General features: G+C 73.5%; 25 protein-coding genes. 12 read left to right on the forward strand and 13 right to left on the reverse strand.

Annotated features, from left to right (window positions below; all coding sequences use genetic code 11):
* Positions 1–52: 52 nt before the first annotated feature.
* Positions 53–2506, reverse strand: a complete 2454-nt coding sequence (locus ACZ4M3_RS11700) for a beta-glucosidase (RefSeq protein WP_467731452.1) — start codon at positions 2504–2506, stop codon at positions 53–55.
* Between the two features lie 155 nt (positions 2507–2661).
* Between ACZ4M3_RS11700 and ACZ4M3_RS11705 the strand changes: the two genes are divergently transcribed.
* The gene (locus ACZ4M3_RS11705; RefSeq protein ID WP_467731454.1) at positions 2662–3243 is read left to right on the forward strand and encodes a TetR/AcrR family transcriptional regulator; all 582 of its coding nucleotides are present in this window, start codon (positions 2662–2664) and stop codon (positions 3241–3243) included.
* Positions 3244–3309: 66 nt separating this feature from the next.
* Here the strand turns inward: ACZ4M3_RS11705 and ACZ4M3_RS11710 are convergent, their stop codons facing one another.
* The 3 genes from ACZ4M3_RS11710 to ACZ4M3_RS11720 all read right to left on the reverse strand — a co-directional run bounded on the left by ACZ4M3_RS11710 (position 3310) and on the right by ACZ4M3_RS11720 (position 5719).
* Positions 3310–4140 (reverse strand): EI24 domain-containing protein, encoded by an 831-nt coding sequence (locus ACZ4M3_RS11710; protein ID WP_467731455.1) that lies wholly within the window; start codon positions 4138–4140, stop codon positions 3310–3312.
* A 69-nt stretch (positions 4141–4209) separates the two neighbouring features.
* Positions 4210–4632, reverse strand: coding sequence for an organic hydroperoxide resistance protein (locus ACZ4M3_RS11715; protein ID WP_467731457.1), 423 nt, complete (start codon positions 4630–4632; stop codon positions 4210–4212).
* Between the two features lie 64 nt (positions 4633–4696).
* On the reverse strand, positions 4697–5719 hold the full coding sequence (locus ACZ4M3_RS11720; RefSeq protein ID WP_467731459.1) for an NADP-dependent oxidoreductase: 1023 nt from the start codon (positions 5717–5719) through the stop codon (positions 4697–4699).
* Between the two features lie 115 nt (positions 5720–5834).
* Between ACZ4M3_RS11720 and ACZ4M3_RS11725 the strand changes: the two genes are divergently transcribed.
* On the forward strand, positions 5835–6257 hold the full coding sequence (locus ACZ4M3_RS11725; RefSeq protein WP_361136527.1) for a MarR family winged helix-turn-helix transcriptional regulator: 423 nt from the start codon (positions 5835–5837) through the stop codon (positions 6255–6257).
* A gap of 3 nt (positions 6258–6260) precedes the next feature.
* On the opposite strand, the gene ACZ4M3_RS11730 is transcribed toward ACZ4M3_RS11725, so the two are convergent.
* Entirely contained in the window at positions 6261–7154 is an 894-nt protein-coding gene (locus ACZ4M3_RS11730; protein ID WP_467731461.1) for an SCO2400 family protein, read from the reverse strand.
* Between the two features lie 78 nt (positions 7155–7232).
* Here ACZ4M3_RS11730 and ACZ4M3_RS11735 point away from each other — a divergent pair, with 78 nt between their 5' ends.
* Positions 7233–7826 (forward strand): hypothetical protein, encoded by a 594-nt coding sequence (locus tag ACZ4M3_RS11735; RefSeq protein ID WP_467731463.1) that lies wholly within the window; start codon positions 7233–7235, stop codon positions 7824–7826.
* A gap of 15 nt (positions 7827–7841) precedes the next feature.
* Here the strand turns inward: ACZ4M3_RS11735 and ACZ4M3_RS11740 are convergent, their stop codons facing one another.
* Both ACZ4M3_RS11740 and ACZ4M3_RS11745 read right to left on the reverse strand, forming a co-directional pair.
* Positions 7842–8066: a hypothetical protein gene (locus tag ACZ4M3_RS11740; RefSeq protein ID WP_467731464.1), complete on the reverse strand. Its 225-nt coding sequence runs from the start codon at positions 8064–8066 to the stop codon at positions 7842–7844.
* A gap of 151 nt (positions 8067–8217) precedes the next feature.
* Complete coding sequence (locus ACZ4M3_RS11745) at positions 8218–8997, reverse strand: helix-turn-helix domain-containing protein (RefSeq protein WP_467731466.1); 780 nt, start codon at positions 8995–8997, stop codon at positions 8218–8220.
* A gap of 380 nt (positions 8998–9377) precedes the next feature.
* Here ACZ4M3_RS11745 and ACZ4M3_RS11750 point away from each other — a divergent pair, with 380 nt between their 5' ends.
* Both ACZ4M3_RS11750 and ACZ4M3_RS11755 read left to right on the forward strand, forming a co-directional pair.
* Positions 9378–9845, forward strand: a complete 468-nt coding sequence (locus ACZ4M3_RS11750) for a hypothetical protein (protein ID WP_467731468.1) — start codon at positions 9378–9380, stop codon at positions 9843–9845.
* 75 nt (positions 9846–9920) lie between these two features.
* The gene (locus ACZ4M3_RS11755) at positions 9921–10598 is read left to right on the forward strand and encodes a class I SAM-dependent methyltransferase (RefSeq protein WP_467731470.1); all 678 of its coding nucleotides are present in this window, start codon (positions 9921–9923) and stop codon (positions 10596–10598) included.
* 292 nt (positions 10599–10890) lie between these two features.
* Here the strand turns inward: ACZ4M3_RS11755 and ACZ4M3_RS11760 are convergent, their stop codons facing one another.
* The 3 genes from ACZ4M3_RS11760 to ACZ4M3_RS11770 all read right to left on the reverse strand — a co-directional run bounded on the left by ACZ4M3_RS11760 (position 10891) and on the right by ACZ4M3_RS11770 (position 12385).
* Entirely contained in the window at positions 10891–11127 is a 237-nt protein-coding gene (locus tag ACZ4M3_RS11760) for a hypothetical protein (RefSeq protein WP_467731472.1), read from the reverse strand.
* Positions 11069–11914 carry a recombinase family protein gene (locus ACZ4M3_RS11765; protein ID WP_467731474.1) on the reverse strand — a complete coding sequence of 282 codons (846 nt, stop codon included), beginning with the start codon at positions 11912–11914 and terminating at the stop codon, positions 11069–11071. Before ACZ4M3_RS11765 ends, ACZ4M3_RS11760 begins: the two co-directional genes overlap by 59 nt.
* Positions 11915–12076: 162 nt before the next feature.
* The gene (locus ACZ4M3_RS11770; protein WP_467731476.1) at positions 12077–12385 is read right to left on the reverse strand and encodes a lipase family protein; all 309 of its coding nucleotides are present in this window, start codon (positions 12383–12385) and stop codon (positions 12077–12079) included.
* Positions 12386–12608: 223 nt separating this feature from the next.
* Here ACZ4M3_RS11770 and ACZ4M3_RS11775 point away from each other — a divergent pair, with 223 nt between their 5' ends.
* A complete protein-coding gene (locus ACZ4M3_RS11775; RefSeq protein ID WP_453357110.1) occupies positions 12609–13646 on the forward strand; it encodes a rod shape-determining protein in 1038 nt (345 codons plus the stop codon).
* Positions 13643–15259, forward strand: a complete 1617-nt coding sequence (locus ACZ4M3_RS11780) for a sensor histidine kinase (RefSeq protein ID WP_467731478.1) — start codon at positions 13643–13645, stop codon at positions 15257–15259. The genes ACZ4M3_RS11775 and ACZ4M3_RS11780 overlap by 4 nt, the downstream gene beginning before the upstream one ends.
* Before the next feature lie 11 nt (positions 15260–15270).
* Here ACZ4M3_RS11780 and ACZ4M3_RS11785 read toward each other — a convergent pair whose 3' ends face one another.
* Positions 15271–15705 (reverse strand): Lrp/AsnC family transcriptional regulator, encoded by a 435-nt coding sequence (locus tag ACZ4M3_RS11785; protein WP_467731480.1) that lies wholly within the window; start codon positions 15703–15705, stop codon positions 15271–15273.
* A gap of 70 nt (positions 15706–15775) precedes the next feature.
* Between ACZ4M3_RS11785 and ACZ4M3_RS11790 the strand changes: the two genes are divergently transcribed.
* Entirely contained in the window at positions 15776–16489 is a 714-nt protein-coding gene (locus tag ACZ4M3_RS11790; protein WP_467731482.1) for a LysE family transporter, read from the forward strand.
* A 51-nt stretch (positions 16490–16540) separates the two neighbouring features.
* Positions 16541–17893, forward strand: a complete 1353-nt coding sequence (locus ACZ4M3_RS11795; RefSeq protein WP_467731484.1) for a carboxyl transferase domain-containing protein — start codon at positions 16541–16543, stop codon at positions 17891–17893.
* A 511-nt stretch (positions 17894–18404) separates the two neighbouring features.
* Here the strand turns inward: ACZ4M3_RS11795 and ACZ4M3_RS11800 are convergent.
* Positions 18405–19667 carry an MFS transporter gene (locus ACZ4M3_RS11800; protein WP_467731486.1) on the reverse strand — a complete coding sequence of 421 codons (1263 nt, stop codon included), beginning with the start codon at positions 19665–19667 and terminating at the stop codon, positions 18405–18407.
* 216 nt (positions 19668–19883) lie between these two features.
* Here ACZ4M3_RS11800 and ACZ4M3_RS11805 point away from each other — a divergent pair, with 216 nt between their 5' ends.
* The 3 genes from ACZ4M3_RS11805 to ACZ4M3_RS11815 all read left to right on the forward strand — a co-directional run bounded on the left by ACZ4M3_RS11805 (position 19884) and on the right by ACZ4M3_RS11815 (position 23868).
* Positions 19884–21050, forward strand: coding sequence for a carboxylate-amine ligase (locus ACZ4M3_RS11805; protein WP_467731488.1), 1167 nt, complete (start codon positions 19884–19886; stop codon positions 21048–21050).
* A gap of 104 nt (positions 21051–21154) precedes the next feature.
* Positions 21155–22777 carry an MFS transporter gene (locus ACZ4M3_RS11810; RefSeq protein ID WP_467731492.1) on the forward strand — a complete coding sequence of 541 codons (1623 nt, stop codon included), beginning with the start codon at positions 21155–21157 and terminating at the stop codon, positions 22775–22777.
* Positions 22778–22893: 116 nt separating this feature from the next.
* The gene (locus ACZ4M3_RS11815; protein ID WP_467731494.1) at positions 22894–23868 is read left to right on the forward strand and encodes a hypothetical protein; all 975 of its coding nucleotides are present in this window, start codon (positions 22894–22896) and stop codon (positions 23866–23868) included.
* Between the two features lie 18 nt (positions 23869–23886).
* Here the strand turns inward: ACZ4M3_RS11815 and ACZ4M3_RS11820 are convergent, their stop codons facing one another.
* The gene (locus ACZ4M3_RS11820) at positions 23887–24567 is read right to left on the reverse strand and encodes a GAP family protein (protein WP_467731496.1); all 681 of its coding nucleotides are present in this window, start codon (positions 24565–24567) and stop codon (positions 23887–23889) included.
* Positions 24568–24631: the final 64 nt, after the last annotated feature.

Below are 24631 nucleotides of genomic sequence, written 5' to 3' on the forward strand. Positions count from 1 at the left end.
GTCAGGGGCCTCCACCGGTCCGGTTCACGGGCGATTTCCGGCCATTACGCCATTACGCCTGCACCGTGGCGGTCAGCCGCGTGTCGCCGTGCGCGCGGCTCGCGCGGACCTCGTAGGCGCCGCCGATCCGCCGCCAGGCGCCGGCCGCCTCGTCCCAGATCTCGAAGGCCCGGCCGGGCAGGGTGATCTCCGCCTCGACGCTCTCCCCGGGGCCCGCCGCCACCGACGCGAAGCCCGCCAGCCAGCTCGCCGGGCGCTCCACGCTGTCCGCGAGCGGGGCCAGGTAGACCTGGACGACCTCCCGGCCCGGCCGGGCTCCGGTGTTGGTCAGCCGCACCTGCGCCACCGGCCCGGTGACCTCCAGCGACTCGTACGCCCATTCGGTGTAGCCGAGGCCGTACCCGAACGGGTAGGCGGGGGCCACCCCCCGGTCCTCGTACGCCCGGTGCCCGACGAGGAGGCCCTCGCGGTACTCCAGCCGGCCCTCGGCGGGGACGACCTCCGTGACGGGGGCGTCGGCGAGCTCGGCGGGCCACGTGGTGGGCAGCCGGCCGCCCGGCTCGGCCGCGCCGAGGAGTACGTCGGCCAGCGCGGCGCCGCCCTCCTGCCCGGGGAACCAGGTCAGCAGCACGGCGGCCACGTCGTCGCGCCAGGGCAGCTCCACCGGGGAACCGGCGTTGACGACGACCACGGTGTTCGGGTTCACGGCGGCCACGGCCCGGACCAGGTCGTCCTGCCGCCCGGGCAGTCTCAGGTCCCTCCGGTCGAAGCCCTCGGACTCGACGCGCTCGGTGGTGGCGACGACGACCACGGCGGTGTCGGCGGACCGGGCGGCCGCCACCGCCTCCGCGATCAGCTCGTCCGGGTCCCGCCGGGGGCCGAGGTGGAGCAGCGAGAACATGATCGCCTTGAGCGGGAGGGCGGTCACGTCGGGGACCTGGAAGGTCAGGGACACCTCAACGGGCTCGCCCTCGGTCAGCGCGACCCGGGCGCGTTCGCTGGGCGCGCCGAAGAAAGCCTCGAACGGGTCGGCCTCGTCGCCCATCCGCTGGACGCCCTCCCAGCGGGTCCGCCCGTCCACGGCGAGGGCGAAGGCGCCCAGCCCCCGGGTGCCGAAGGCGTGCTCGCCGCTCTCGCGGGGCACGAACGTACCGGTGACCTCGATGCTCGCCATGGTCTCGTACGTGGCGCCGGCGGGCAGGTCCTCGCCGATCCACTGGACCTGGCCGGACGGCAGGCTGCCCTCGCCGAGGACGGCGCCGGAGGCGTCGCGGCAGATCGCGCGCAGTGCGAAGCCCTTGTCCGCGGGGACGACTTCCTCGCTGGGGTCGGCGCCGACGCTGAAGGTGAGCGACCCGGCTGGGAGCGCGGCCCGCAGGCCGTCGAGCGGGGAGACGACCCGCTCGGGGAAGACCGTCGCGGAGCCGCCGCCGAGGACGCGGGCGTCGCGGGCGGCGGCGCCGATCAGCGCCACCGTACGGCCGGGGGCGGGGTCCAGCGGCAGCGCGCGCCGCCCGCCGGACCCGGCCTCGTTGCGGACCAGGACGAAGCCGCGGGCGGCGATCTCCCGGGCCAGCGCCTCGCCGTCGATCCCGGCCGGGGGGTCGGTGACGACGGCGGGCGCGCCGGCCAGCGCGCCCACCCGGGCGGCGAGCCGCAGGACGTTGCGCACGGCGCCGTCCACCGCCTCCTGCGGAACCTCCCCGGCGCGGACCGCTTCGGCGAGGGCGGTCCCGTAGACGGTCTGCGGGCCGGGCATGGCCACGTCCAGGCCGCCCAGGATGGCGCCGGCCGTGGAGCGGGCGGCCATCCAGTCGGAGACGTTGTAGCCGTCGAAGCCCCACTCGGCGCGCAGGACGTCGTTGACGAGGTGCTGGTGCTCGGTCATCGTCGTGCCGTTGACCTGGTTGTACGCGGTCATGATGCCCCAGGGGCGGGCGTTCTTGACGATGGCCTCGAAGGGCGCGAGGTACAGCTCGCGCAGCGGTCGCGGCGCGATGACGGCGTCCACGGTGAACCGTTCGGTCTCGGCGTCGTTGCCGACGAAGTGCTTGACGGTGGTGCCGACGCCGCCGTCCTGGACGCCGCTCACGTAGCCGGTGCCGATGGCGCCGGTCAGGTACGGGTCCTCGGAGTAGCACTCGAAGTGCCGCCCCCCGAGCGGGGAGCGGTGCAGGTTGACGGTCGGGGCCAGGAGTACGTGCACGCCCTTGCGGCGCGCTTCCTGGGCGAGGAGCCGGCCGGCCCGGCGGGCCAGCGCGGGGTCCCAGGAGGCGGCGAGCGCGGTGGGGGACGGCAGCGCCACGGACGGGTCGTCGGCGGTCCAGCGGACGCCGCGGACTCCGATCGGCCCGTCCGACATGACCAGGGAGGCCAGCCCGATCTCCGGGACGGCGGGCAGGGACCACATGTCCTGGCCGGCCAGCAGCCGGGTCTTGGTGTCGAGGTCCAGCTTGTCGAGCGCGGCCTCTACGGCGTCTTCGCGGGCCTGATCGGCATCGGTCACGGCCGTGCCTCCTCATCGAGTGCGTGCGGTGTGCGGTGCGGTCCGCCCATCGTGGACCCGTTCCCTGTAGAGCGGTAGGTCTTGTTATGTTCTTGTGATATCCGTATGGCGTACGGTCCTGCTGGCAGGGTGCGAGCGGAAGGGGAGCCGGGGCGATGGCGAGGACGAGGAGCGAGGAACGGCGCGGCGAGATCGTGCGCGCCGCCGTCGAGGTGATCGCGGAGCGCGGCTACCGCGGCGCGTCCCTGGGCGCGGTAGCCGAACGCGTCGGCCTGACCCAGCAGGGGCTGCTGCACTACTTCCCCACCAAGGAGGCCCTGCTGGTGGCGGTGCTGGAGGAGCGCGACCGGTGGGACACCGGCGGCGGCTCACGGGCCTCCGCGGACACCTGGCGGCTCGACCTGCTGGCGTCGCTCGTCGACTACAACGCGATGCGCCCGGGCATCGTGCAGACCTTCTCGGCGCTGCTGGGCGAGAGCGTCACCGACGGCCACCCGGCCCGGGAGTTCTTCACCGACCGCTACGCGCAGGTCCGCACCGAGATGGCCGCGGTGCTGCGGGCGGAGTTCGGCGACCGCCTCCCCTCCGGGCTCTCCCCCGAGGAGGCGGCGCCGCTGCTGACGGCGGTGATGGACGGGCTCCAGTACCAGTGGCTGCTCGCCCCGCAGTCGGTGGACATGCCGGCCGCGTTCCGCTCCTTCCTGACCCTGCTGCGCGGCCCGGCCGCCGCCGGCTAGCCGGTCGTGGGGCGCACGGCGGGCACCCGGCGGCAGTACGCGCAGCCGCGCCGGCCAGGGGCGGTCCTACCAGGACGGCGGCGGCCCGAACTCCCCGGCCGGCACGGAGTCCTGTCGGGCGTCCTCCGCCGCGTCCTCCTGTTCGACGTCCCGCTCGGCGTCCGCCCCGACCAGGTGCCGCGCCATCAGGGTGGCCCCCGCCACCGCGCCCGGCATCAGGAACACCGCCACCAGCGGCACCAGGAACGCCAGCACCAGCGGCACCCCGAACCCGAGCGCCAGCGCCCGCCGCCCCCGCAGCAGCGCCAGCTGCTCGTCGAGGTCCACCCGGCGCCGCTGGAGGGCGACCGAGGTGAGCTCCTGGGTGAGGAAGTAGCCGGACACGCAGAACCCGATCGCCGGGACCACGGTCTGCCCGACCACCGGGACGAACCCGAGGGCGAACAGCAGGACCCCGTACAGCGCCACCCGCAGCAGCAGCCGCACGCTGTCCCGGCCGGAGATCCACACGTCCTGCCACAGGCTCCGCCCGGACTCGGGCACCTCGCCGCCCTCGGTCCGGTCGACCTGCTCGGAGAGGGACTCGTAGAAGGGCTGGCCGACCAGCAGGGTCACGGCGGTGAAGGTGATCACCGCGAGGAACAGCCCGAGGGCGAAGACCAGGGCCGTCAGGAAGCCCCGGAACAGCCCGAGCCACGGGGAGGACCAGTCGTCGGCGAAGGGAGTGGCCCACGCCGTCAGGTCGTCGGCGCCGAAGCCGAGGCCGACCAGCGCGCCCGCGTAGAGCACCAGCGAGACCAGCCCCGGCAGCAGGCCGAAGCCCAGCCAGCGCCCGTGGCCGAACACCCACCGCTGTCCGGCGAGCAGGTACCGGAAGCCCCCCACAAGATCACCCATGCGGGCCAGTTTACGGCGAAGGCCGCACCCCCCGGAGGGAGTGCGGCCTTCGCTTCGAGCGCGGTGCGATCAGACGGCCAGCTCGACCGTGATGTTGCCGCGGGTCGCCTTGGAGTACGGGCAGACCTGGTGGGCCTTCTCGACGAGGTCCTTGGCGGTGGCGGCGTCCACGTTCGGGATCACGGCGGAGATCTTGACGATCAGGCCGAAACCGTCCTCGTTCTTGCCGATGCCCACCTCGGCGGTGACGGTGGAGCCGGAGATGTCGGCGTTCTCGTTCTTCGCGACGACTCCGAGGGCGCCCTGGAAGCAGGCGCTGTAGCCGGCGGCGAACAGCTGCTCCGGGTTGGTGCCCGCGCCGCTGCCGCCGAGCTCCTTCGGCGGGTTCACGACGACGTCGAGCTTGCCGTCGTTGGTGGCGACGCGGCCGTCACGGCCGTTCTCGGCGGTGGCCACGGCGGTGTACGCGACGTCGGACTGCGTGATGGACATGAAGTGGATCCTCCAGATGAATCGCCGTGACTCGCGCCCACGATCACGACGGTGTGGAGTGAGCCTAACGGGTGAAGGAAACGATCATCTTTCCGGTGTTCTCACCGCGCAGCATTCCGAGGAAGGCCTCGGCGGCGTTCTCCACGCCCTCCTGGACCGTCTCGTCGTAGCGCAGCTCACCGGAGCGCAGCCAGCCGGCCACGTCCTGGACGAACCGGTCCTGGATCCCGGCGTGGTCGCTGACGAGGATGCCCTGGAGCCGCAGCCGCTTGCCGATGACCTGCACGAGGTTGCGCGGGCCGGGCGCCGGCTCGGTGTCGTTGTACTGGGCGATCGCACCGCAGAGGGTGGCCCGGCCGTGCAGCTTGAGGGAGGAGATGGCGGCTTCGAGGTGGTCGCCGCCGACGTTGTCGAAGTAGACGTCGATCCCCTCGGGCGCGGCGTCCTTGAGCTGCTCGGCGACGGGGCCGTTCTTGTAGTTGAAGGCGGCGTCGAAGCCGTACTTCTCGGTGAGGAGCGTCACCTTCTCGTCCGAGCCGGCCGAGCCGATCACCCGGGAGGCGCCCTTGATCTTCGCGAACTGGCCGACGAGGCTGCCGACCGCACCCGCGGCGCCGGAGACGAACACGGCGTCGCCCTCCTTGAAGGAGGCGACCTCGAAGAGACCCGCGTAGGCGGTCAGGCCCGGCATGCCCAGCACGCCGAGGTAGGCGGAGAGCGGGGCGAGCGAGGCGTCGACCTTGGTGGCGTGCTTGGCGTCGAGCTCGGCGTACTCGCGCCAGCCCAGGCCGTGCAGGACGTGGTCGCCGACCGCGATGCCCTCGGCGGCGGAGGCGACGACCTCGCCGACCGCGCCGCCGTCCATCGGCTGGTCCAGCTGGAACGGCGGGACGTAGGACTTCACGTCGTTCATCCGGCCGCGCATGTAGGGGTCGACCGACATGTGGAGGTTGCGCACCAGGATCCGGCCCGGCGCGGGCTCGGCGTTCACCGGGACCTCGCGCAGGGCGAAGTCTTCGGCGACCGGCCAGCCCTGCGGGCGGCGGACGAGGTGCCACTCGCGGCTCACGGCGGGGATCTGGGACATGGGGTGCTCCTGAGGCATGGGGAGAAACGGAATCCGGCGGCGAAATACTTCACTATCTGAAACAACCATGCTCCTGGATATTTCATGTTGTCAAGTAAGTGGGTACGCTGGATCCATGCCCAGTCGTCGCACAGACCCCCTGACCCTTGAGGTCGTCGAACTCATCGGCGACGTCGTGGCCCGCTACCACCAGGAGTACGAGCACGCGGCCGCCGGCCACCAGCTCACCGGCGCCCAGGCCCGCGTGCTGAACCTGCTGTCCCTGGAACCCATGCCCATGCGCCGGATCGCGCAGAAGCTCAAGTGCGAGCCCTCGAACATCACCGGCATCGTGGACCGGCTGGAGTCGCGCGGCCTGGTCGAACGCAGGCCGGACCCGGCGGACCGCCGGGTGAAGCTGGCCGCTCCGACCGAGGAGGGGCTGCTGACCGCGGACCGGCTGCGCGAGTCGCTCGACTTCGCCCGCGAACCGCTGGCCGGGCTGTCCGACGCCGAGCGGGGCATGCTCCGGGACCTGCTCAGGCGGATGCTGGGCTGAGCCTCACCAGCAGAAGAGCCAGCACGTCGGCTTGGGCTTCTTCGTCCTGGTGGGGGTGGGCAGCGGCGCGGGCGGAGCCGCCGTCGCCGAGCCGGACGTGCTGGGCGCGGGCTGCCCCGGCTTCGTGGGCTGTACGGATGCCCCGGGCCCGGAGCCGGTGGGCGTCGGCCCCGGCTTCCCGGAGGCGGAGGCGCTCGCCCCGGCGCCCGGCTGCGCGGACCCGCTCGGCCCCCCACTCGGCCCCCCGCTCGGCCCGGCCTGCTTCGAAGCACCCGCGGCGGCCTTCGCACCCCCGGCCCCCTTGCCGGTACCCGCCGCACCGGAGCGCGCGGCCCCGCTCGGCGCGTCCGGCGCCGGCTCCGGCTTCTCGGGGCCGACCTCGTCGGTCAGCACCACCTTGGCGGCCCGGCCGCCCCCCTCGTCGTCCGTCGTCATCCGGGCCAGCGCCACCGAACCGCCGGTGGCCAGCAGCAGCCCGAGCCCGACGCTGAGCAGGGTCCGGCGGCCCCGGCCGGCCCGGGCGGCACCCCGGCCGCGCGCCCGGCCCCGGCCGTCCACCGGGCGGGACAGCAGCACGATCGACTCGGCATAGGGATCGGCCGGCTCCGGGGCGGGGTCCGCGTAGCCGCCGTACCCCGGACCGGCATGCCCGGCCCCACCCGGGTGCTCCGGGTCGCCGTAGCCGCCGTGGCCCGCGTAGCCCGGCGACGCGTAGCCGGGTGGCTGCGCCGCGAACCCCGGCTGCTCGAACCCCGGCTGCTCGTGGCCCGGCCGCTCATGGCCGGGCGCCGCGGCGGAGACCGGCGGCGCGGGTATGAGGTACTCGGCCGGGGTTCCGCATCCGGCGCAGGCGAGCGCGCCGTTGAGGTGCCTCCGGCAGGCAGGGCAGTAATTCATAGGGCCCGCAGGCTACGTGGTGATCGGCAACAGCGGGATTCCGGGAACGTAAGGATCCTGTGTGGAATCGTGGCTTCCATGACCGCGACCCCGCCCGACCCGCCCCAGGCCGCCTCGGGGGCCTTCGGCCCGGCCGCCTTCCAACTCGTACTGCTGCGCAGGATGGCGGACTTCCAACCGGAGCTCGCCGAGCGGGCCCGGCTGCGTCTGGGCGCCTCGCTCGCCGAGCAGCGTCAGGCCAACAAGCGCTGGCAGGCCATGGTCCGCTCGCCCCGGTCCCGCGGGGCCCTGGCCCGCTACCGCTCGGTGCTCGGGCCGCCGGAGTCGACCGGGTCCCGGCGGATCGGCGACCTGGAGTGCGAGGCGCTGCTCTGGCCGCTGCCGCTCTGGCCCGACCTGCGCTTCGAGGTACTGGCCGGGCCGGACGGGGCGGTGTGGAACGAGTGGCTGGTGCGGGCCCCGGGCGCGCGGGGACCCGTACTGGAGACGGAGCGGGACCTGCGGCCCTGGTCGGCGACGGTGGACGAGGTGGCGCGGGCCTTCGCGCCGGTCCGCCCGTTGGAGGGCACGGCCCCGACGCGGTGGCGGCTGGCCTTCACCGCGTCGGCGGCGCCGCTGGTGGCGGAGTTCACGTACGGCCTGCTCCAGGAGGTCCGGCCGGGGACGGCCTGAGGCCGCCGGCCCGGTTCAGGAGCGCAGGAAGGCCCGGACGCCGGCCGAGGTGGCGTCGTCGCCGAGCAGGTCGTTGTGTTTCAGGCAGCCCACGGCCACGTTGGTGGCGCCGGCCAGCGGGACGCTGTCGTCCGGGTTGACCACTTCGTCGCAGTCCGACCAGAAGGTGGCGTACGCGACCGCCCCCGGCGTCTCGTCCCCGGCGGCCAGGTTCTTCACCACGTACGACCCGGGGGTCATGTCCCGGCACGCCTGGTCCCATCAGGTACGCCCTCGGGATATGCCCACCGGGGCACCGTACACCGGTGGTTGGCGCGCGTGCCGAGAGCCGCCCGGACAGCACGAAGCCCCGCCCGGTGGCTGCCAGACTGGGCAGGGGACGGGCGGAGCCTCACTCCGGCGGGCTGCCGTACTGCTCCAACGTCGCCTTGCTGGTGGACCGGTCAACTAGGCGCAGCTCCCACGGTCCTGTGTTCACGTCGAAGTCCTTCCCGAACCCGACCCACTTCCCGGCCATACGTCGGCCGGTCGGCTCTACGAGGAGCTGAACGGCCCCGTGGTATCGGGCGCCGTTGTAGTAGCCGTCCGAAGCGGTCTGCTCGACCCACGACCCGGTGACCACGTTGCGGTCAACGGTCAGATCCAGCGTGAGCGGGCTGTCCGGGTTGCTGCTGGCCCCGGGCAGGCTCTGAGCGGTCAGCCGGTTCCCGTGCTGGACGATCACGACATAGTGCTTGCCCTCGTACGACCCCGCCCGGCTGGATGAGTAGAACTCATAGCGGCTGAGCCACACCCCCGAGAATGTGTCGTCAGTCGTCTGTACGGCCTTCTGCGCACCTACAGAGGCGGAGGTGACCCCGCCTGCTCCTGCGTCCATGTCGTGCCCTCCTTTGCCGTCCGTGCGAACTCTTGCCATCGGTACCGGCAGCGTGAAGCCCAGAGCTTCCACCGGGCGACCGGTGACCCGCTCCAACGCCCTGGAGTACACACCCCGGGGTGTCCTGCTCGTTCCGGATTCCCAGCGCTGCACCAAGCGCTTCGAAGCCTCGTTGGGCTCTCCCAGTTCTTCGCCCGCTCGGCGGATGGCCTTGGCGAAGTCGTCTTGGCTTAAGCGCAGGCCGATACGCACGGCCCGCAGCACATCATTCGGCACCACGGCGGTCGTCGTCATGACGTCAAAGCTAGACCGAACCGACGTCCAATGACACCCAATTGACGCCCTTGGAGGCGTCATTCACGTCCCTCCGAGTGACACCCCGGCGACGCCCTTTCCGTCGTCGCTCTGTCCTACCTCCCGGCAGGAACATCAAGGCGCACCGAGGGCAGCTACGTGGGAGGCGAGCGTATGACGATGACCACGCGGGTGTCCCGCAACAGCGGACGGACATACGGCGGCGAAGCCGTCTACCCGTCCAACCGGACGATCAAGCCGCTGACACCCATGGCTTCCGCCATGTGGGCCGCCTGCGAATGCCCTCGGTGCACCAGCCCCGCTCACGCACCATCCGCAGGGACCGGCTACCGCCATCCCTTGACGAGGAAGGCACAGACGTGACGATCACGCAGTACAACCCCACCGAGGTTCAGAGCCGCATCAGCCCGGAACTTCGGGCGCTGCTCATCAAGGACGTACGCAGGACCTGGCCCGACCTCACCGACGACCTGGGCGAGCACGGTGTGGACCAGACGGTGGCCTTCCTGGCCACCAGCACCCGGAGCGATGAGCCGCTCACCCCGTCCCTTCGGGTGGACCTGTTCTGGCACGCCTTCGTACAGCGCACCGTGCCCTACGTCGCCTTCTCCAGGTCGCTCGGCGTGGACTACGTCCACCACGTCCCCGACGAGGACGAGGGCGGCTCGGACCCCGAGGCCGGCCGCTCCGCCATGGCCCTGACCACGTCTGCCATCCGTGCGGCCGGGTTCACCGTCGATGCCGAGTTCTGGCCCAACGAGGGCGCGGCGGAGTGCTCGCAGTGCCACGCTGGCTGCACCGACAGCCCCGTCGGCGGGAAGAAGTAGCACCGCACACCCAGTCGGCCAGTCGCCCGGTTCCTCACGCCGGGCGGCTGTGCCGCGAACGAGAACGGAAGCGAAGTGTCTGACACCCGTAGCGCTGCCTGGGACGAGTACGCGCAGACCAAGCCCCAGAGGCGCCCGACGAACGCCCGTGGCGAATCGACGTGGTTCAACTGGACGCAGTACGCCGACCACGGCCCCGGGGCCGAGGTGCTCGCCCTGGAGCCGGGTGAGACCGCGCTTGACCTTGGCTGTGGCGCAGGCGGGAACGCGGCGCACCTCGCCAGCCTCGGCATGCGGGCGGTGGGCATCGACCTCTCCCCCAAGCAGCTCGCGAAGGCGCGGGACCGCTGGGCGGATGTGGACGGGATGGAGCTGCACCAGGGCGACGCGCTCGCCTATCTGGGAGAGACCTATACGGTCTTCGATGCGATCTACAGCGTCTTCGGCGCGGGTTGGTTCTCGGACCCCGGTCTACTGCTGCCGATCGTGCACGCGAACCTCAAGCCCGGCGGCGTGTTCGCCATGTCCCAGCGCCCCCCGATCGAGGGGTGCTACGGCTGCCAGGCGTCGTACATCCCTCGCGGGCCCGACGAAGACCCCGCCGTCGTCAAACGGTGGGACTACGAACCAGATCTCTGGGTGCTGATCCTCAAGGAGTACGGATACGTAGACGTGTCGGCCTCCGTCATCGCTCCGCCCCCGGGAACCCGACGCACGGGCACGCTGCTCGTGCGGGGTGTCCAGGGAGGCTAGGAGCCGGTTGCATCAGCCGGAAATCGAAGAAGCCCCCGACGGCCACCCGGTCAGGGAAGCCGCCGGGGGCGGTGGTCAGAAGTGTTCCGGGCAACCGCAGACGATCCCCAGGGCGGCAGGGTCCGGATCGCGGCGCGCCTCAGCACGGAACAGCTCCACGAAGAGCGGCCACAACGGATGCGCACCGATCTTCCGACCCTCTCCATCGGCCAACACGCGAGGCAATTACGCGAGTTCGCCACTCAACGGCGGAAGACTGTCGACCCATCGGCGTTGACGGTCGTACAGGGTCTCAGGCACGGCGGGACTCCTCTACGGCAGCACGGGCAGCTGCCCTCATGGCGGCGAGCATGTTGCGCCGCTGGTCCTCCGTGGCCTCGTTCCACGCCTCCCAGAGCTTCTTGTCCGTGAGCGTCCACGCCTCCGTCACGTCCGGGGCGTGTTCGGCCTTCAGCCGGGCGTAGGTCGTCTCAAGCTCCGTGAGCTTGGCGGTGAGGGTTTCGAGCGCCGGGCCGTCCACCTGGGCCACTGCCTTCGTGATCCGTCACTTCCGGCTCAAGGAAGTGAGCCATGATCGACCCGTGGCCCTTGCTGCACTTGTAGAGCGACCTCTTGCAGTCGTTCATCCCGCCGTTCATCTTGCACCCGTCGGCACAGAAGACCATGTCCGCCAACCACGGGGCATTCCGGCGCGGGGCACGCTCCCCGGCCTCCAATTCGCTGAGCCGATCCTTGACGCGCTTGTACGTGGCAGCGTCGACGACCTCGGGGCCGAACTGGACCGGGGTTACTCCATCCGGCTCAGTGACAAGCCCACCCTTGTGCTCCCTCCACCCGCGAAGCACGGCCCCGCGCAGCAGGTTGCGCCAATGGATTCGCCCGATGGGCAACGCTTCTGCCGTCGCTGACAGCGTGCCGTTCTTGCCACCCGCGAGGAGCGCCTCTATCTCTGTGCGCACCAGGGCGAACGCCTTGGGGTCCTCAGCGAGGTACGCCTTCCCGTCCCGGCGTTCCATCACGTACGGGAAGGGTGCGCGACCGGCGATCCAGCGGCCCTGTTCCCGCCGCTCCGCGTGCGCCGCCGTGACACGGTCCTGGATCATCTCCCGCTCCCACTGGGCGAGAGCCGCCAGGATGGTGGCCACGAGGCGACCGCCGGGCGTGGACGTGTTCAGGGCCCCGTCAGCCGTCGCCAGGGCGACGCCGTGTTCTTCGGACCACGTGACCAGTTTCAGGAACTCCGACACAGAGCGTGCGAAGCGGTCCAGCTTCCACGCGATCACGACGCGCGGGCGGTCCACGAGGATGCGGGCCATGCCCGGGTACATGCCCCTTGACGTTCGCAGACGGCTTCGGGGTGGTCATGCCCGCCGTCTGGGGTGCCGATTGCTAGGTGCGCCGAGCTGGGCGGATGTACGGGGTGCAGCGGTCTTCGTCGTCATGCGGGTGCTGGAGCGCAAGGGTGTCCCCTGGATGTCCTAGGGGGGGGTACCCATTGGTCCCAGAGGGCGCAGCCCGGCGAGGACCTCGTTGACGGACTGGTGGGTGTCGTAGCCCCAGGAGAACAGCTCCGCGTCCGCGTACCCGTCGGCGCGCAGGTCCTCGCGCAGGGATCCCCGCACTCCCGGATCGGCGTTGTAGCCGTGCACGAAGACCACCGGATTGCGGACGGCCGCCCGCGCGGCCGCCTGGGCCTGGACGGGGGCGAGGAGGGCGGCGAGCAGGGCGGCGCGAAGGGTCAGGCAGAGCGTCAGGAGGGCCGGCAGTCCCTGGCGGGGCGTCAGCATCGGCTCCCCTTTACCTTGTTACGCGCCGGTAGCGCGGACAGTGCGCGCATCGTGGCGCCTGTCGGTACAGAAGACCACCCCTGTGCAGCACCGTCCGGCACATGCGACCCACCCCGGCCGGAGCATCCCAACAGGCGCCCGACCCCGATGTCCCGAGAAGATATGAGTTGTCCGACCGGCAGTCGCCGGTCTTCTTGCGTCAGCGCTCTCGGAGGGATCTGCCGTGACCGTCAGTCTTGAGCAGTTGCGCCGCTGCCACGTCGCTGTCGACCTGGGGGCGGCCAGGACCCGCGTCTACGTGAAGGGCGCCGGCCTGGTCGTCGACGAGCCCAGCGTCGCCGCGGTGAACACCCGTACGGGGGCCCTCATCGCCGTCGGTACCTTCGCCGAACGGATGACGGGCCGTACGCCCGACTACATCCGGGTGGTGCGCCCCGTCTCCGGCGGCACCGTCGTCGACATCGAGATGGCGCAGCGGATGCTGCGTCACCTGCTCGGCGAGAAGCTGCGCCGGGCCCTGCGGCGCAAGCCCCGGCTGCGCGCCGCCGCCTGCACCCCGCACGACGCCGATCCGCTCGCGCAGCGGGCGGCGGTGGAGACGCTGGTCGGCCTCGGCGCCCGGCGTGTCGAGCTGGTCGACACCCTGATCGCGGCGGCCGTCGGCTGCGGCCTGCCCGTGGAGCAGCCGACCGCGACCATGATCATGGTGTGCGGAGCGGCGGCCACCCAGGTGGCGGTGCTGTCCCTGGGGTCCATCGTGACCGCCGAGCGGATCCCGGTCGGCGGCGAGGCGATCGACCACGCCGTGGTGCAGCACCTGCGGCACGCGCACGAGCTGATGCTCCCCAGCCAGGCCGTCCGGCCGCTCCAGCTGGCCCTGCACGGCAACGGCATCACCGCCGAGGGCCCCGCCTCCACCCTCATCCACGGCCGGGACGTGGCCACCGGGCTGGCCCGCTCCGTGCACGTGGACACCGCGGCGGTGCGCGACGCGATCCACACGCCGCTGACGGCGGTGCTCGACGGCATCGGCAAGGTGCTGCGGGACTGCCCGCCGGACCTGGTCGCCGACCTGACGGACCGGGGGATCATGATGGTCGGAGGCAGCGCCCTGCTGCCGGGCCTGGACCAGATGCTGCGCGACGCCACCGGCATGCCCGTCGCCATCGCGGAACGGCCGGACGTGTGCGCCGTACTCGGTCTCGGCATGATGCTCGAAGGGAAGATCGCCCCGATGGTCCTCAACCCCTTGACCGAATGACCCCGCACGCAGCCGGAGACCCGGCGGGCCGCGAACCGCGCCCGGCAGGCCCCGCGGCCGCCTCCACCTCTGGCGGTGAGGTCTCGGCGCTGCCGGTACTGCTGGAGGCGGTGCTGGCCGTCGGGTCGGAGCCGGAGCTGCACAGCACCCTCCAACACCTGGTGGACTCGGCCGCCGAGCTGTGCGCGGCCCGCTACGCAGCGCTCGGGGTGCTCGACCCCGAGCGCGGCCGGCTGACCGAGCTGTTCACCTCCGGCCTGAGCGACGCCGAGCGGGCCGCGCTGCCCCGGCTGCCCGACGGCCGCACCGGCCTGCTCGGAGCGCTGCTCGCCGACGCGCGCCCGCTGCTGCTCGACGACTTCATCCTGGACCCCCGAAGCGTCGGCTTCCCGCCCGGGCACCCCCCGGTGCGCGGCTTCCTGGGCGTGCCCATCCGGGTGCACACGGAGGTCTTCGGGAACCTCTACCTCACGCAGAAGCGCGACGGCGGGCCGTTCACCGACGAGGACCTGTCGCTGCTGCGGGTACTGGCCTCGCAGGCGGGGATAGCGATCGGCAACGCCCGCCTCTACGACACCGCCCGCCGCCGGGAGCGCTGGATCGAGGGCGCCGCCGCGGTGACCACCGCGCTGCTGGCGGGCCGCCCGGCGGCGGACGCGCTGATGTGCGTCGCGGACCGGGCCCGGCTGCTGGCGGACGCGACGGCCGGGGTGGTGCTCCAGCCCACCGCCGAGGGCGGCATGGAGATCGTCGCCGCCTCGACGCACGGCGACCCCGGCGACCTGGTCGGCACCACGATCGCCCCCGGTTCGGCGGTACTGGAGCAACTCCTCGGCGGCGAGCCCGTCTTCCTGGAGGACTCGGCGACCGATCCCCGGATGACCACGCACGTCCGGGAACGGTTCGGCCCGAGCATGATGCTGCCGCTGCAGAGCGGCGGCCGGCTGATCGGCACCCTGGCCCTGCCGCGGGCCCGGGGCGGGCGCCCGTACGACGCCGTGGACCGGCTGCTGGCCTCGCAGTTCGCCTCCCAGGCCGCGCTGGCCCTCGTCCTGGCGGACGCCCAGCACGACCGGGAGCAGCTGGCCGTCTACGAGGACCGCGACCGGATCGCGCGCGACCTGCACGACCTGGTGGTCCAGCGGCTGTTCGCGACGGAGATGATGCTGGAGAGCACGAAGAAGCGCTCGGCGGCAGCCGCCGCCGGGGACCCGGTCGGGGCCGAACTCGGGCGGGCCGTGGACGAACTGGACTCCACCATCCAGGAGGTCCGTACCGCGATCTTCGCGCTCCAGCAGCCCCCGACGGACGCCCCGGCGACCTTCCGGGGCCGGGTGCTGCGCGAGACGGGCGGGGCAGCGGTACTGCTGGGCTTCCAGCCGTCGGTGCGCTTCGCCGGGGCCGTCGACGCCCTGCTCCCGGAGCCGGTGGCGGCCGAGCTGCTCTCCGCCCTGCGGGGCGCCCTGGCCGCGGCCCACCGCCGGGCGGACGTCACCTCGATCGAGGTGGAGGTGGACGCCGTCCCGGGCCGGGTCCGCCTGACGGTCTCCGACGACGGCCGCACGCGGGAGGGCGCCCGGGGCACGACGCTCACCTGGGAGTCACCGCTCTGACGGCTCCCCCGCTATCCGGTGGTGTTCGCGGCCCGGAGCGCGATCCGGGTACTGGACTGGGCCACCCCGGCCTCCAGTTTGAGGCGGCGGAGCAGCGCGTCGAGGGCGGCGGGGTCGGCGGCGCGGGCCCGGACGAGGTAGTCGTAGGCGCCGGTGACGTGGACGACCTCGGTGATCCCGGGCAGCCGGACGACGCGCTGCTCGAACTCCTCGTTGGTGACGCCCTCGCGCAGGGTCAGGTCGATGAAGACGACGAGCCCGCCGCGGGTGTCGGCGGCCGGGTCGACCACGACGGTGAACCCGCGGATCACCCCGTCCCGGCGCATCCGGCGCACCCGGTCGGCGGTGGCGTTGGCACTGAGCCCGACGCGGACGCCGAGGTCGCGGTACGAGATCCGCGCGTCCAGCTGCAGGATGCCGAGGATTTCGCTGTCGAGGCGGTCCATACCGCGATTGTCGCAGTGGGGGCCGGTATCCGCCGCCGTGCCGGTGCCCGCTCGGACCAGGCTCCCTCCCATGAACGAGCTGAGTGGTCTGGGCGCACTGGGCAGCGGGCCGGGCGGGCTGCTGGCGCCCGCCGTTTCGGGGGCGGTGGCGGGCCTGGGCGTGGCGGTGCCGATGGGTGCGATGAGCGTGCTGCTGCTCCAGGAGGCGATGCGGCGGCGCCGGGCGGCGATGGCCGCGGCGGCGGGCATCGCCGTGGTGGACCTCGGCTACGCGGCCTTGGCCACCGCGCTCGGCCCCCGGGTGTCCGCGCACGTCGGCCCGGTCGAAGCCTGGGTCCGGCTGGCGGCCGCCGCCGTCCTGCTGACGATCGCCGCCCGTGGGTTGCGGGCCACCCGCCCGGTCCGGCCCGGGCCGGAGCCCCGGCCCGCCGCCACGGTGCCGGAGGCGGGCATCCCCGGCCCGCCCCGGCCCGCCGGCCGTGGGGCGGGGCCGGTGGGCGCCGCGTTCGTGCGCTTCGCCGGCCTCACCGCCGTGAACCCCACCACCGCCCTCTACTTCGCCGCCCTCACCACCGCCCAGGGCGCGGCCCTGCGCACCGGCACGGCCGGAGCCGCCTTCCTCGCCGGCGTCGGCGCCGCCTCCCTCGGGTGGCAGCAACTGCTGGTCGTGGTCGGCTCCTTCGCCGCCGCCCGGATCTCCACCACCGTCCGCGTCTGGACGTTCCGCCTCGGCTACGGCCTGGTCGCCGGCTACGCCCTCAAGATCGCGTTCCCGCTCCCGTGAACCGCCCCACACACCGGCCCGCGGCGCCACCGGCCGCCCTAAGGTGGCCCCGTGACCACGACCCGCCTGTCGGCCCGCGCGGCCATCGCCTCCCTCGCCGACCCCGGCAGCTTCGCCGAACTCGACGTTCCCGAGCGGGAGTCGGCCCCGGACGGGCCGCTGGCCTGGGCCGGCTACGACGACTCCCGGGCCCGGGCCGCCGCCGCGACCGGTGAGCGGGAGTCCGTCGTCGTCGGCGCCGCGCGCATCGGCGGCCACGAAACCGCCCTCATCTCCTTCGAGTTCGGCTTCCTGGGCGGTTCGCTGGGCCTGCGGACCGGGGACCGGCTGGAGGCCGCCTACCGGTACGCGCGCGAGCACCGGCTCCCCCTGGTCTCCCTCATCGCCACCGGCGGCTCCCGGATGCAGGAGGGGATGCTCGCGCTGTCCCAACTCCACCGGGTGGCCGCCCAGTCCGCCCTCACCAGGGCCGCCGGGCTCCCCCAGATCGCCGTCCTGCGCGACCCCACGACCGGCGGCGGCTGGGCCACCCTCGGGGCGGGGGCCGATGTCGTGCTCGCCCTCCCGGGCGCCCAGGTCGGCTTCGCCGGGTCCCGGGTGCGCCCGCCGGAGGCGGACCCCGCGGCCTACACCGCCGAGGGGCAGTACGCGGCCGGGCAGGTCGACGCCGTCGTGCCCGCCCCGGAGCTGGCCCGGACCGTGACCGACTGGCTCCGGCTGCTGGCCGCGCCCCGCCCCGCCGGGCCCGTGGAGCCCCCGGCCGCGCTGGCCGGCGTAGCGGCGCCCGCGACCGGATGGGACGCCGTCCGGCTGGCCCGCCACCCGGACCGCCCGCGCGCCGGGGCGTACCTGGACGCCTACTTCGGGCTCCGCCTGCCTCTGCACGGCGACCGGGCCGGCGGCACCGACCCCGGGATGCTGTGCGGGTTCGGCCTGCGGGAGGGGCGGGCGGTCGCTTACGTCGCCCAGTGCGGCACCGCCACCCTCCCGGCGGGCTACCGCACGGCGGCCCGGGTGATCCGCCTCGCGGACCGGTTCGCGATCCCGGTGCTCACCCTGGTCGACACCCCGGGCGCCGCCAACGACGCCGCCGCCGAACGGGCCGGGGCCGGGGCGGCCATCGCGGACGCCTTCGCGGCGGTGGCGTCGGCCACCGTCCCGGTGACCACGCTGCTGATCGGCGAGGGCGGCTCGGGCGGCGCCCTCGCGCTGGCCGCGCCGGGGAACACCTGGGTCACCCCGGACAGCTACTTCTCGGTCATCGCCCCGGAACTGGCGGCGGCCATCCTCAAGCGCCCCGCCTCCGAGGCCCCCGCGACGGCGTGCCAGCTCCGCATCCGCCCCCACGACCTGGTCGCCCTCGGCGTCGCCCGGGGTGTGGTGGCCCCGCAGGCGGGCGCATGACCGGCAGCCCCCGGGGAGCGGGCCCGTACCGCTTCCGGTAGTGGCCGCCGGACTCCCCCGGCGGCGCCCCGACCCCGGAGCCGTCCATGTCGCGTACCGCCCACCACATCCGTTCCCGCCGTCGGGCCGACGACACGGCCGATCCGCTCTGCGTCTCGTGCTGGTGCACGGCCTCCGCCACCGCGCCGGCCGGCGCGCCGAAGCGGCCCGCGCCGGCCGGCGTCCCCGACCACAGGCCGTACGCCGACGCGTCGTCGTACGCCGCCTGCCGCGCGTCCTGCGCGACCGCTCCGTGTCCCGCTCGGCCGCGCAAGAGGAACGCCGTGCGCGACAGCGGCTGCGCGCGGGCGGCCGTACGCTGCTCGCGGGCGCCCGTACGCTGCTCCGGCTCACGGACCGCGGCCCTGGCCGACGGCTCGACCTGGCCCGGGCCGAAGAGGCGGACATCGCGCCGGCCCGGCACCGCCGCGCTGTGGCCCGCCTGAGTACCGCGCCGCGCCCGTACCGGCGGTCAGGCCTGCGGGTTCCGCGCGTCGTACCGGGCGAACCCGCGCCAGCGCGCCGCCAGCAGGCCCAGCACCAGCACGCAGGCGAGGCCGCCGCCCGTTATCGCGACGGCCGGCGAGCTGAGGTCGGCGGCGGTCCCGGCGAGGAAGTCCCCGAGCCGGGGGCCGCCCGCGACGACCACGATGAAGACGCCCTGGAGGCGGCCGCGCATCTCGTCCGGGGTCGCGGCTTGCATCATCGTCGAGCGGAACACCATGGATATGGTGTCGGCGCAGCCGGCCAGGGCCAGGAAGAACAGCCCGAGCCACAGGTTGCGGGTGAGTCCGAAGACGGCGATGGCCAGGCCCCAGGCCGCCACCGAGAGCAGGATCGCCAGCCCGTGCCGGCGGATCCGGCCCTGCCAGCCGGAGAACAGCCCGCCCAGCAGCGCCCCGACGGCCGGCGCGGCCACCAGCAGGCCGACGGTCTTGGCGTCGCCGCCGTACCAGAGCACGGCGATCGCCGGGAACAGTGCCTTCGGCTGGGCCAGCACCATGGCGGCCATGTCGGAGAAGAAGGTCATCCGGATGTTCGGCCGGGTGCCGAGGAAGCGCAGCCCGTCCAGCACCGACGCCCGGCCCCGCTTGCCGTCCGTCCGGTCGGGCAGCATGGCCGGGAGCCGCCACATGGCGTAGAGGGCGGCGCAGAAGGTGACGGCGTCGATCAGGTAGGCGGACTGGTAGCCCCACCAGCCGACGGCGAGACCGCCGAGCACCGGGCCGATCATCGTCCCGGAGGTCATCGTCACCGAGTTCAGCGCGTTGGCGGCGGGCAGCTGCCCGGCCGGCAGCAGCCGCGGGATCATCGCCGACCGGGCGGGCCCGTTCAGCGCGCCGCAGACCGCCTGGAGCGCGACGACCGTGTACAGCAGCCAGACCCGGTGGTAGCCGAGCAGCGCGGCGCCGGCGAGCGCGATCGACAGGGCGGTCAGGCCGAGGGAGCTGTACAGGCCGAGCTTGCGGCGGTCCACGGTGTCGGCGATGGCCCCGCCGTAGAGCCCGAAGGCGACGAGCGGGACGAGCGAGAAGAGTCCGACCAGCCCGACGGAGAAGCTGGAGCCGGTGATGTCGTAGACCTGGAGCGAGATGGCGAGGGCGGTCATCGCCTGGCCCATCCAGGAGATGGTGCCGCCGATCCACAGCCGCCGGTAGTCCGGGGAGGTGCGCAGCGGGGTCAGGTCGGCGAATATGCGCCGCGGGGGCCGGGTGGGGGTGCTCGTAGCGGTCACAGCGGATGATAACCGGCGGCCCGCCGGGCGGGCGGCCCCGAGCCGGTGCGGGTGCGCGCACCCGCACCAGTCGCCCCACCCGGATCCGCGGCCCCAGGCCGGTCCGGTCCTTGCCGGTAACCCGCCACTGGCGCCGGACATTTGACTGAATCGACGTGCGCTCCCCGCCTGGTGTTCAGCTCATGATGAAAAGACTCGTATGTCCAGGGAGGCGTAGTGATCGAACCTGGCAACAGCACCACGAGCACCGGAAGCGCGGACAACGGAGTCCACGCGGTCCCCCTCACGGCCCCGCTGACCGTCGGTGTCGAGGAGGAGTTCCTCCTCGTCGACGCCCGCACCTTCCGGGTGGTCCCGGCCGCCCCGCTCGTCCTGGCCACCGCCGCGGGCCTGCCCCACGAAGTGCACCCCGAGGGCACCCGCTACCAAGTGGAGATCTCCACCCCGGTCGCCGATTCGGCGCCCGTGCTGCGCGAGGAGCTCGCCACCTTGCGCCGCACCCTCGCCCGGGCCGCCCGCGCCCACGGCTGCCGGCTGCTGGCCGCCCCCTCACCGGTCGTGGCCGTGGAGGGGCCGCTGCACCTGACCGACGACGAGCCGCGCCAGCGCGAACAGCACCGCCGGTTCGGCGCGCTCACCGACACCCTGGTCAGCTGCGGCCGCCACATCCACATCGGCACGTTCGACGTGGACACGGCGGTGGCGGTGTCGAACCGGGTCAGACCGTGGCTGCCCACGCTGATCGCGCTGGCCGCCAATTCGCCGTTCTGGGGCGGCCGTGACACCGGTCACGCCAGCTGGCGGGCGATGGCCTGGTCGGGCTGGCCCTCGGCGGGCCTGCCCCCGCACTTCACGTCCACCGCCCACTTCCGGCGCTCGGTGCAGACCCTGCTCGGCTCCGGGGCGGCCCTGGACACCAAGATGGTCTACTGGGACCTCCGCCCGTCCGGACACTGGCCGACGCTCGAAATCCGGGCGCCCGACATGTCGCCGGACATCGACACGGCGATCCTCCAGGCCGAGCTGGTGCGCGCCCTGGTGGCCACCGTCCTGCGGGACATCGCGGAACAGCGTCCCGAACCGGCGCTGCGGGACGACGTACTGCGCCTCGCGCGCTGGCGGGCGGCCCACGACGGGCTGGAGGGCTTCGGCCTCGACCCGTACACGGGCGCCGAACTCCCGGCGGCGGACCTGGCGGAGTCCCTGCTGGACCTGGTCGCCCCGGAACTGGCGGTGTCGGGCGAGCTCGACCACGCGGCCAAGACCCTGGGGGGCCTCTTGCGCGACGGCTCGGGCGCCCACCGCCAACGCGCGGCGTTCGCCCGGCGCCAGGACCTGAACGACGTACTGCGCCACTTGGCGGACGAAACGGAGAACTTCTAGGCGCCCGCCGCCGCCCCCTTCTGTGCCCGTCAGGCCGCCCCCGTCCGGTTGACTGCCGGGCGGGTCGGCCCTGCGCCGCCCCGGGCGGCTGGGAGCATGCGTCCATGTCATCCCGGGCGGGTACGGCGCAGAAGCCGGCGACGGCGCGACTGGTCCTGCTCGCGCTCGCGTCCGGCCAGTTCCTGATGGCGCTCGACAGCTCCGTCATGAACGTCTCCATCGCCACGGTGGCCGCGGACGTGGGCACGACCGTGACCGGCATCCAGGGCGCGATCACCGCGTACACCCTGGTCATGGCGATGTTCATGATCCCCGGCGGCAAGGTCGGGGCGCTGATCGGGCGGAAGCGCTCCTTCATGATCGGCTGCTGCGTCTACGGCGCCGGGTCCCTCACCACGGCGCTCTCACCGAACCTCCCCGTACTGCTGCTGGGCTGGTCGTTCCTGGAGGGAATCGGAGCGTCGCTCATCCTGCCCGCGATCGTCGCCCTGGTCGCCGGAAACTTCGCCGTCGAACGCCGCCCCGCCGCCTACGGGCTCGTCGTGGCGGCCGGGGCCGTGGCGATCGCGGTCGGTCCGCTCATCGGCGGCCTGGCGACGACGTACTTCTCCTGGCGGTGGGTCTTCGCCGGAGAGGTCCTGGTGGTGCTCGGCATCCTCGTGCTGGCGCGCCGCATCGCGGACGCCCCGCCCGGTGAGCGCCGGAGCATCGACTTCGTGGGCGCCGTCCTCTCCGCGCTCGGGCTGGGGGTCTTCGTCTACGGGGTGCTCCGCTCGGCCGAATGGGGCTGGTTCCAGCCGAAGGCCGACGCGCCCTCGTGGCTCGGGGTGTCCCTGACGACGTGGCTGATGCTGGCGGGTCTGCTGCTGCTCTGGCTCTTCCTCCGCTGGGAGGGCCGGGTCGCGGAGCGCGGCGGGGATCCCCTCCTCGATCCCGGCATGCTGCGCAACCGGCAGCTCACCGGGGGTCTGACGATGTTCTTCTTCCAGTACCTGGTGCAGATGGGCGTGTTCTTCGTCGTCCCGCTCTACCTGTCCGTCGCCCTGGGCCTGTCGGCGCTGGCGACCGGCGCCCGCCTGCTGCCGCTCTCGGTGAGCCTGCTGGCGGCCGCGACGCTGATCCCGCGCTTCCTCCCGGACGTCTCGCCGCGGCGGGTGGTGCGGCTCGGGATCCTCGCGCTGCTCGCGGGGGCGGTGGTCCTGATGGCCGCGCTCGACGCGGACGCCGGCGCGGAAGTCGTCACCGTCCCGCTCCTGCTGATCGGGCTCGGCATGGGCGCGCTGGCGTCCCAGCTCGGGTCGGTCACCGTGTCGGCGGTGCCGCAGGCGCAGAGCGCCGAGGTCGGCGGCGTGCAGAACGCCGTCACCAACCTGGGCGCCTCGATCGGTACGGCGCTCGCCGGATCGATCTTGATCGCGGCGCTCACGTCCTCGTTCCTGACCAGCATCACGGCGAACCCGGCGGTTCCGGAGACCGTCAAGAACCAGGCGACGGTCCAGTTGGAGAGCGGTGCGCCGTTCCTGTCCGACGCCCAGCTCGACACCGCGCTCGGCGAAGCCGGCGTGAGCGCGGAGGTGTCCCGGGCGGCCCGGGACGCGAACGCCGAAGCGCGGCTCGACGGCCTGCGCGCGGCGCTCGCCGTCCTGGCCTTCGCCGCGCTCATCGCCCTGTTCTTCACCCAGCGGATCCCGTCGGTCCAGCCGCGCTCGGCGGAGCCGCAGCCGTAGCGGTGCCCGCGCCCGGCGTACGTACGGCGCGGGCGTGCGGGGCCCGGGCCGGGCGCGCAGCATGGAGGCACGGCCGTCCCGCCGCCGGGCCGCATCCCCTACGCATGGAGCCCCGGATGTCCCACCGCCAGCCGCCGGGCAGGTCCCGGAGTGCCTCCGCAGCCGTCGCGGTCCTGCTCGCGGCCGCCCTGACCGCCGTGCCGGGCGCCCCCGCCCGTGCCTTCACCGGCGGCAACCACGAGGAGATCACCCGGGCCGCCCTGCGCTGGGAGCCCCGTACGCTGACCGCGATGGCCGACGCCCGCGACGGGGCGGTCAACGCCGACGACCACCGCCCCTACTTCGACGTCGGCCCGCTGCACTGCGACAACGCCGACTACCTCGCCCCCCGGTACGCCCCCGGCTACCCCCGCACCCGGGACCAGGCCACCACCGAGCTGCTGGCCTGCGTACGGACAGCCGTCGCCCGCTTCCGCAACGCGGTCGCCGCCGCCGACGGCCTCGTGGACGCCGACGGCGGGGTGCGCGCCGACCAGAGCGACCTGTCCTCCCCCTGTACGTGGGACGAGAAGCCCGGGCGGGCCAAGTGCGCGGTCCTCGAACAGCTCGGCCGCGGCTGGCACCCGCTGGAGGACTTCTACGCGCACTCCAACTGGAGCGACCGCCCCGCGCCGGGCCCGATCGGCCTCGACAACCCGCCGGGTCTGGAGCGTACGGGCCCCGCGCCGTTCTTCGACGTCCGCCGCTACAGCCGCATGGCCGACGCCGACTGGACCCGGGAGGCGCGCGGGCACGTCCCGGCGGACCTCGCCACCGGCTGCTACACCGACTTCGATTCCACCGGCGTCAAGCCCGCCGACTGCGACGGCCGCGTCTCCCACAACCGCGCCCTGAACAAGGACACGCCCGCATCGGCCCGGTCGAGGACGGGCGACGACTTCCGGCACGCGGTGGCCGGCGCGACCGCCGAGATCACCCGCCAGTGGAACGCCTTCCAGGCGGAGCTGCTCGCGCGGTACCCCGACCACCGGCGCGGCGCCCAGATGGTGTGCGCGCTCGTCCACGACGACCCGGCCGCCGGCTGCCACTGACGTCCGCCCCGGCCGGCCTCAGGCGGTGAGCTGGTAGAGGGTCCGGCCCACGATCCACAGCCCGAGCGCCAGGCACGTGACGACGATCGCCGGGTCCTTGTGGCCGTCCAGCCATGCACGCAGGTCCGCCAGGGCGACCTGGGCCCGCCGCGGCGCGAACACCATGTAGAGCTCCATGGCCAGCAGGCTGGCCGTGGCCAGGACGCAGAAGCCCAGGAGCGCCAGGTACGAGGCGGTGTGGGAGAGGTCGGCCTCGACCACGGTGGTGGCGGCGAGGCCGACCATGCCCCAGGGCTGGAGGAGCACGGCGAGTGAGGCCGCGGACCACACCGTGGCCTCGTCCGTCCGGGAGGTGATCGGGGTCTCGGAGGCCGCCGGTCCGCCGTCCGTCGGGTGGTCGCGGGCTTCAGCCGTACGCCGGCGGCGCCGCCGGCGTTCGCTGTACACGATCAGCCCCAGCCCGAGGGCCAGCTTGAGCGCGAGTACGGCGGTGGAGGGCGGGGAGCGCGGCGGTGGCGGCTGCCCGTCGGTGAGGAGCAGGACGACGGCGATGACGGCCAGCAGGCAGGCGAGCCAGGCGAGGATGAACGCCAGTCCCTTCCACACTCCGCGGGGGGCCGACACGACCAGGACGAACGCGAGGATCGGCAGCGGGTACAGCGTGATGACCAGGCCGATGAGGAGCAGGTCGAGCACCATGGCGACGCACCTTCATCCCGGCACCGCTGCCGTACCCGTTGTCGGCTGCCGGCTGCCGGCTGCC

Source organism: Streptomyces sp. NPDC026522, from assembly GCF_055567555.1.

Excerpts from the sequence above, each read along its gene's own strand:
- ACZ4M3_RS11820 (WP_467731496.1), bottom strand. The coding sequence starts at position 24,567 with ATGGTGCTCGACCTGCTCCTCATCGGCCTGGTCATCACGCTGTACCCG.
- ACZ4M3_RS11785 (WP_467731480.1), bottom strand. The coding sequence starts at position 15,705 with ATGGACCGCCTCGACAGCGAAATCCTCGGCATCCTGCAGCTGGACGCG.
- ACZ4M3_RS11810 (WP_467731492.1), top strand. The coding sequence starts at position 21,155 with ATGTCATCCCGGGCGGGTACGGCGCAGAAGCCGGCGACGGCGCGACTG.
- ACZ4M3_RS11815 (WP_467731494.1), top strand. The coding sequence starts at position 22,894 with ATGTCCCACCGCCAGCCGCCGGGCAGGTCCCGGAGTGCCTCCGCAGCC.
- ACZ4M3_RS11705 (WP_467731454.1), top strand. The coding sequence starts at position 2,662 with ATGGCGAGGACGAGGAGCGAGGAACGGCGCGGCGAGATCGTGCGCGCC.
- ACZ4M3_RS11770 (WP_467731476.1), bottom strand. The coding sequence starts at position 12,385 with ATGCTGACGCCCCGCCAGGGACTGCCGGCCCTCCTGACGCTCTGCCTG.
- ACZ4M3_RS11710 (WP_467731455.1), bottom strand. The coding sequence starts at position 4,140 with ATGGGTGATCTTGTGGGGGGCTTCCGGTACCTGCTCGCCGGACAGCGG.
- ACZ4M3_RS11780 (WP_467731478.1), top strand. The coding sequence starts at position 13,643 with ATGACCCCGCACGCAGCCGGAGACCCGGCGGGCCGCGAACCGCGCCCG.
- ACZ4M3_RS11790 (WP_467731482.1), top strand. The coding sequence starts at position 15,776 with ATGAACGAGCTGAGTGGTCTGGGCGCACTGGGCAGCGGGCCGGGCGGG.
- ACZ4M3_RS11765 (WP_467731474.1), bottom strand. The coding sequence starts at position 11,914 with ATGGCCCGCATCCTCGTGGACCGCCCGCGCGTCGTGATCGCGTGGAAG.
- ACZ4M3_RS11730 (WP_467731461.1), bottom strand. The coding sequence starts at position 7,154 with ATGAATTACTGCCCTGCCTGCCGGAGGCACCTCAACGGCGCGCTCGCC.
- ACZ4M3_RS11740 (WP_467731464.1), bottom strand. The coding sequence starts at position 8,066 with ATGACCCCCGGGTCGTACGTGGTGAAGAACCTGGCCGCCGGGGACGAG.
- ACZ4M3_RS11720 (WP_467731459.1), bottom strand. The coding sequence starts at position 5,719 with ATGTCCCAGATCCCCGCCGTGAGCCGCGAGTGGCACCTCGTCCGCCGC.
- ACZ4M3_RS11745 (WP_467731466.1), bottom strand. The coding sequence starts at position 8,997 with ATGACGACGACCGCCGTGGTGCCGAATGATGTGCTGCGGGCCGTGCGT.
- ACZ4M3_RS11735 (WP_467731463.1), top strand. The coding sequence starts at position 7,233 with ATGACCGCGACCCCGCCCGACCCGCCCCAGGCCGCCTCGGGGGCCTTC.
- ACZ4M3_RS11715 (WP_467731457.1), bottom strand. The coding sequence starts at position 4,632 with ATGTCCATCACGCAGTCCGACGTCGCGTACACCGCCGTGGCCACCGCC.
- ACZ4M3_RS11725 (WP_361136527.1), top strand. The coding sequence starts at position 5,835 with ATGCCCAGTCGTCGCACAGACCCCCTGACCCTTGAGGTCGTCGAACTC.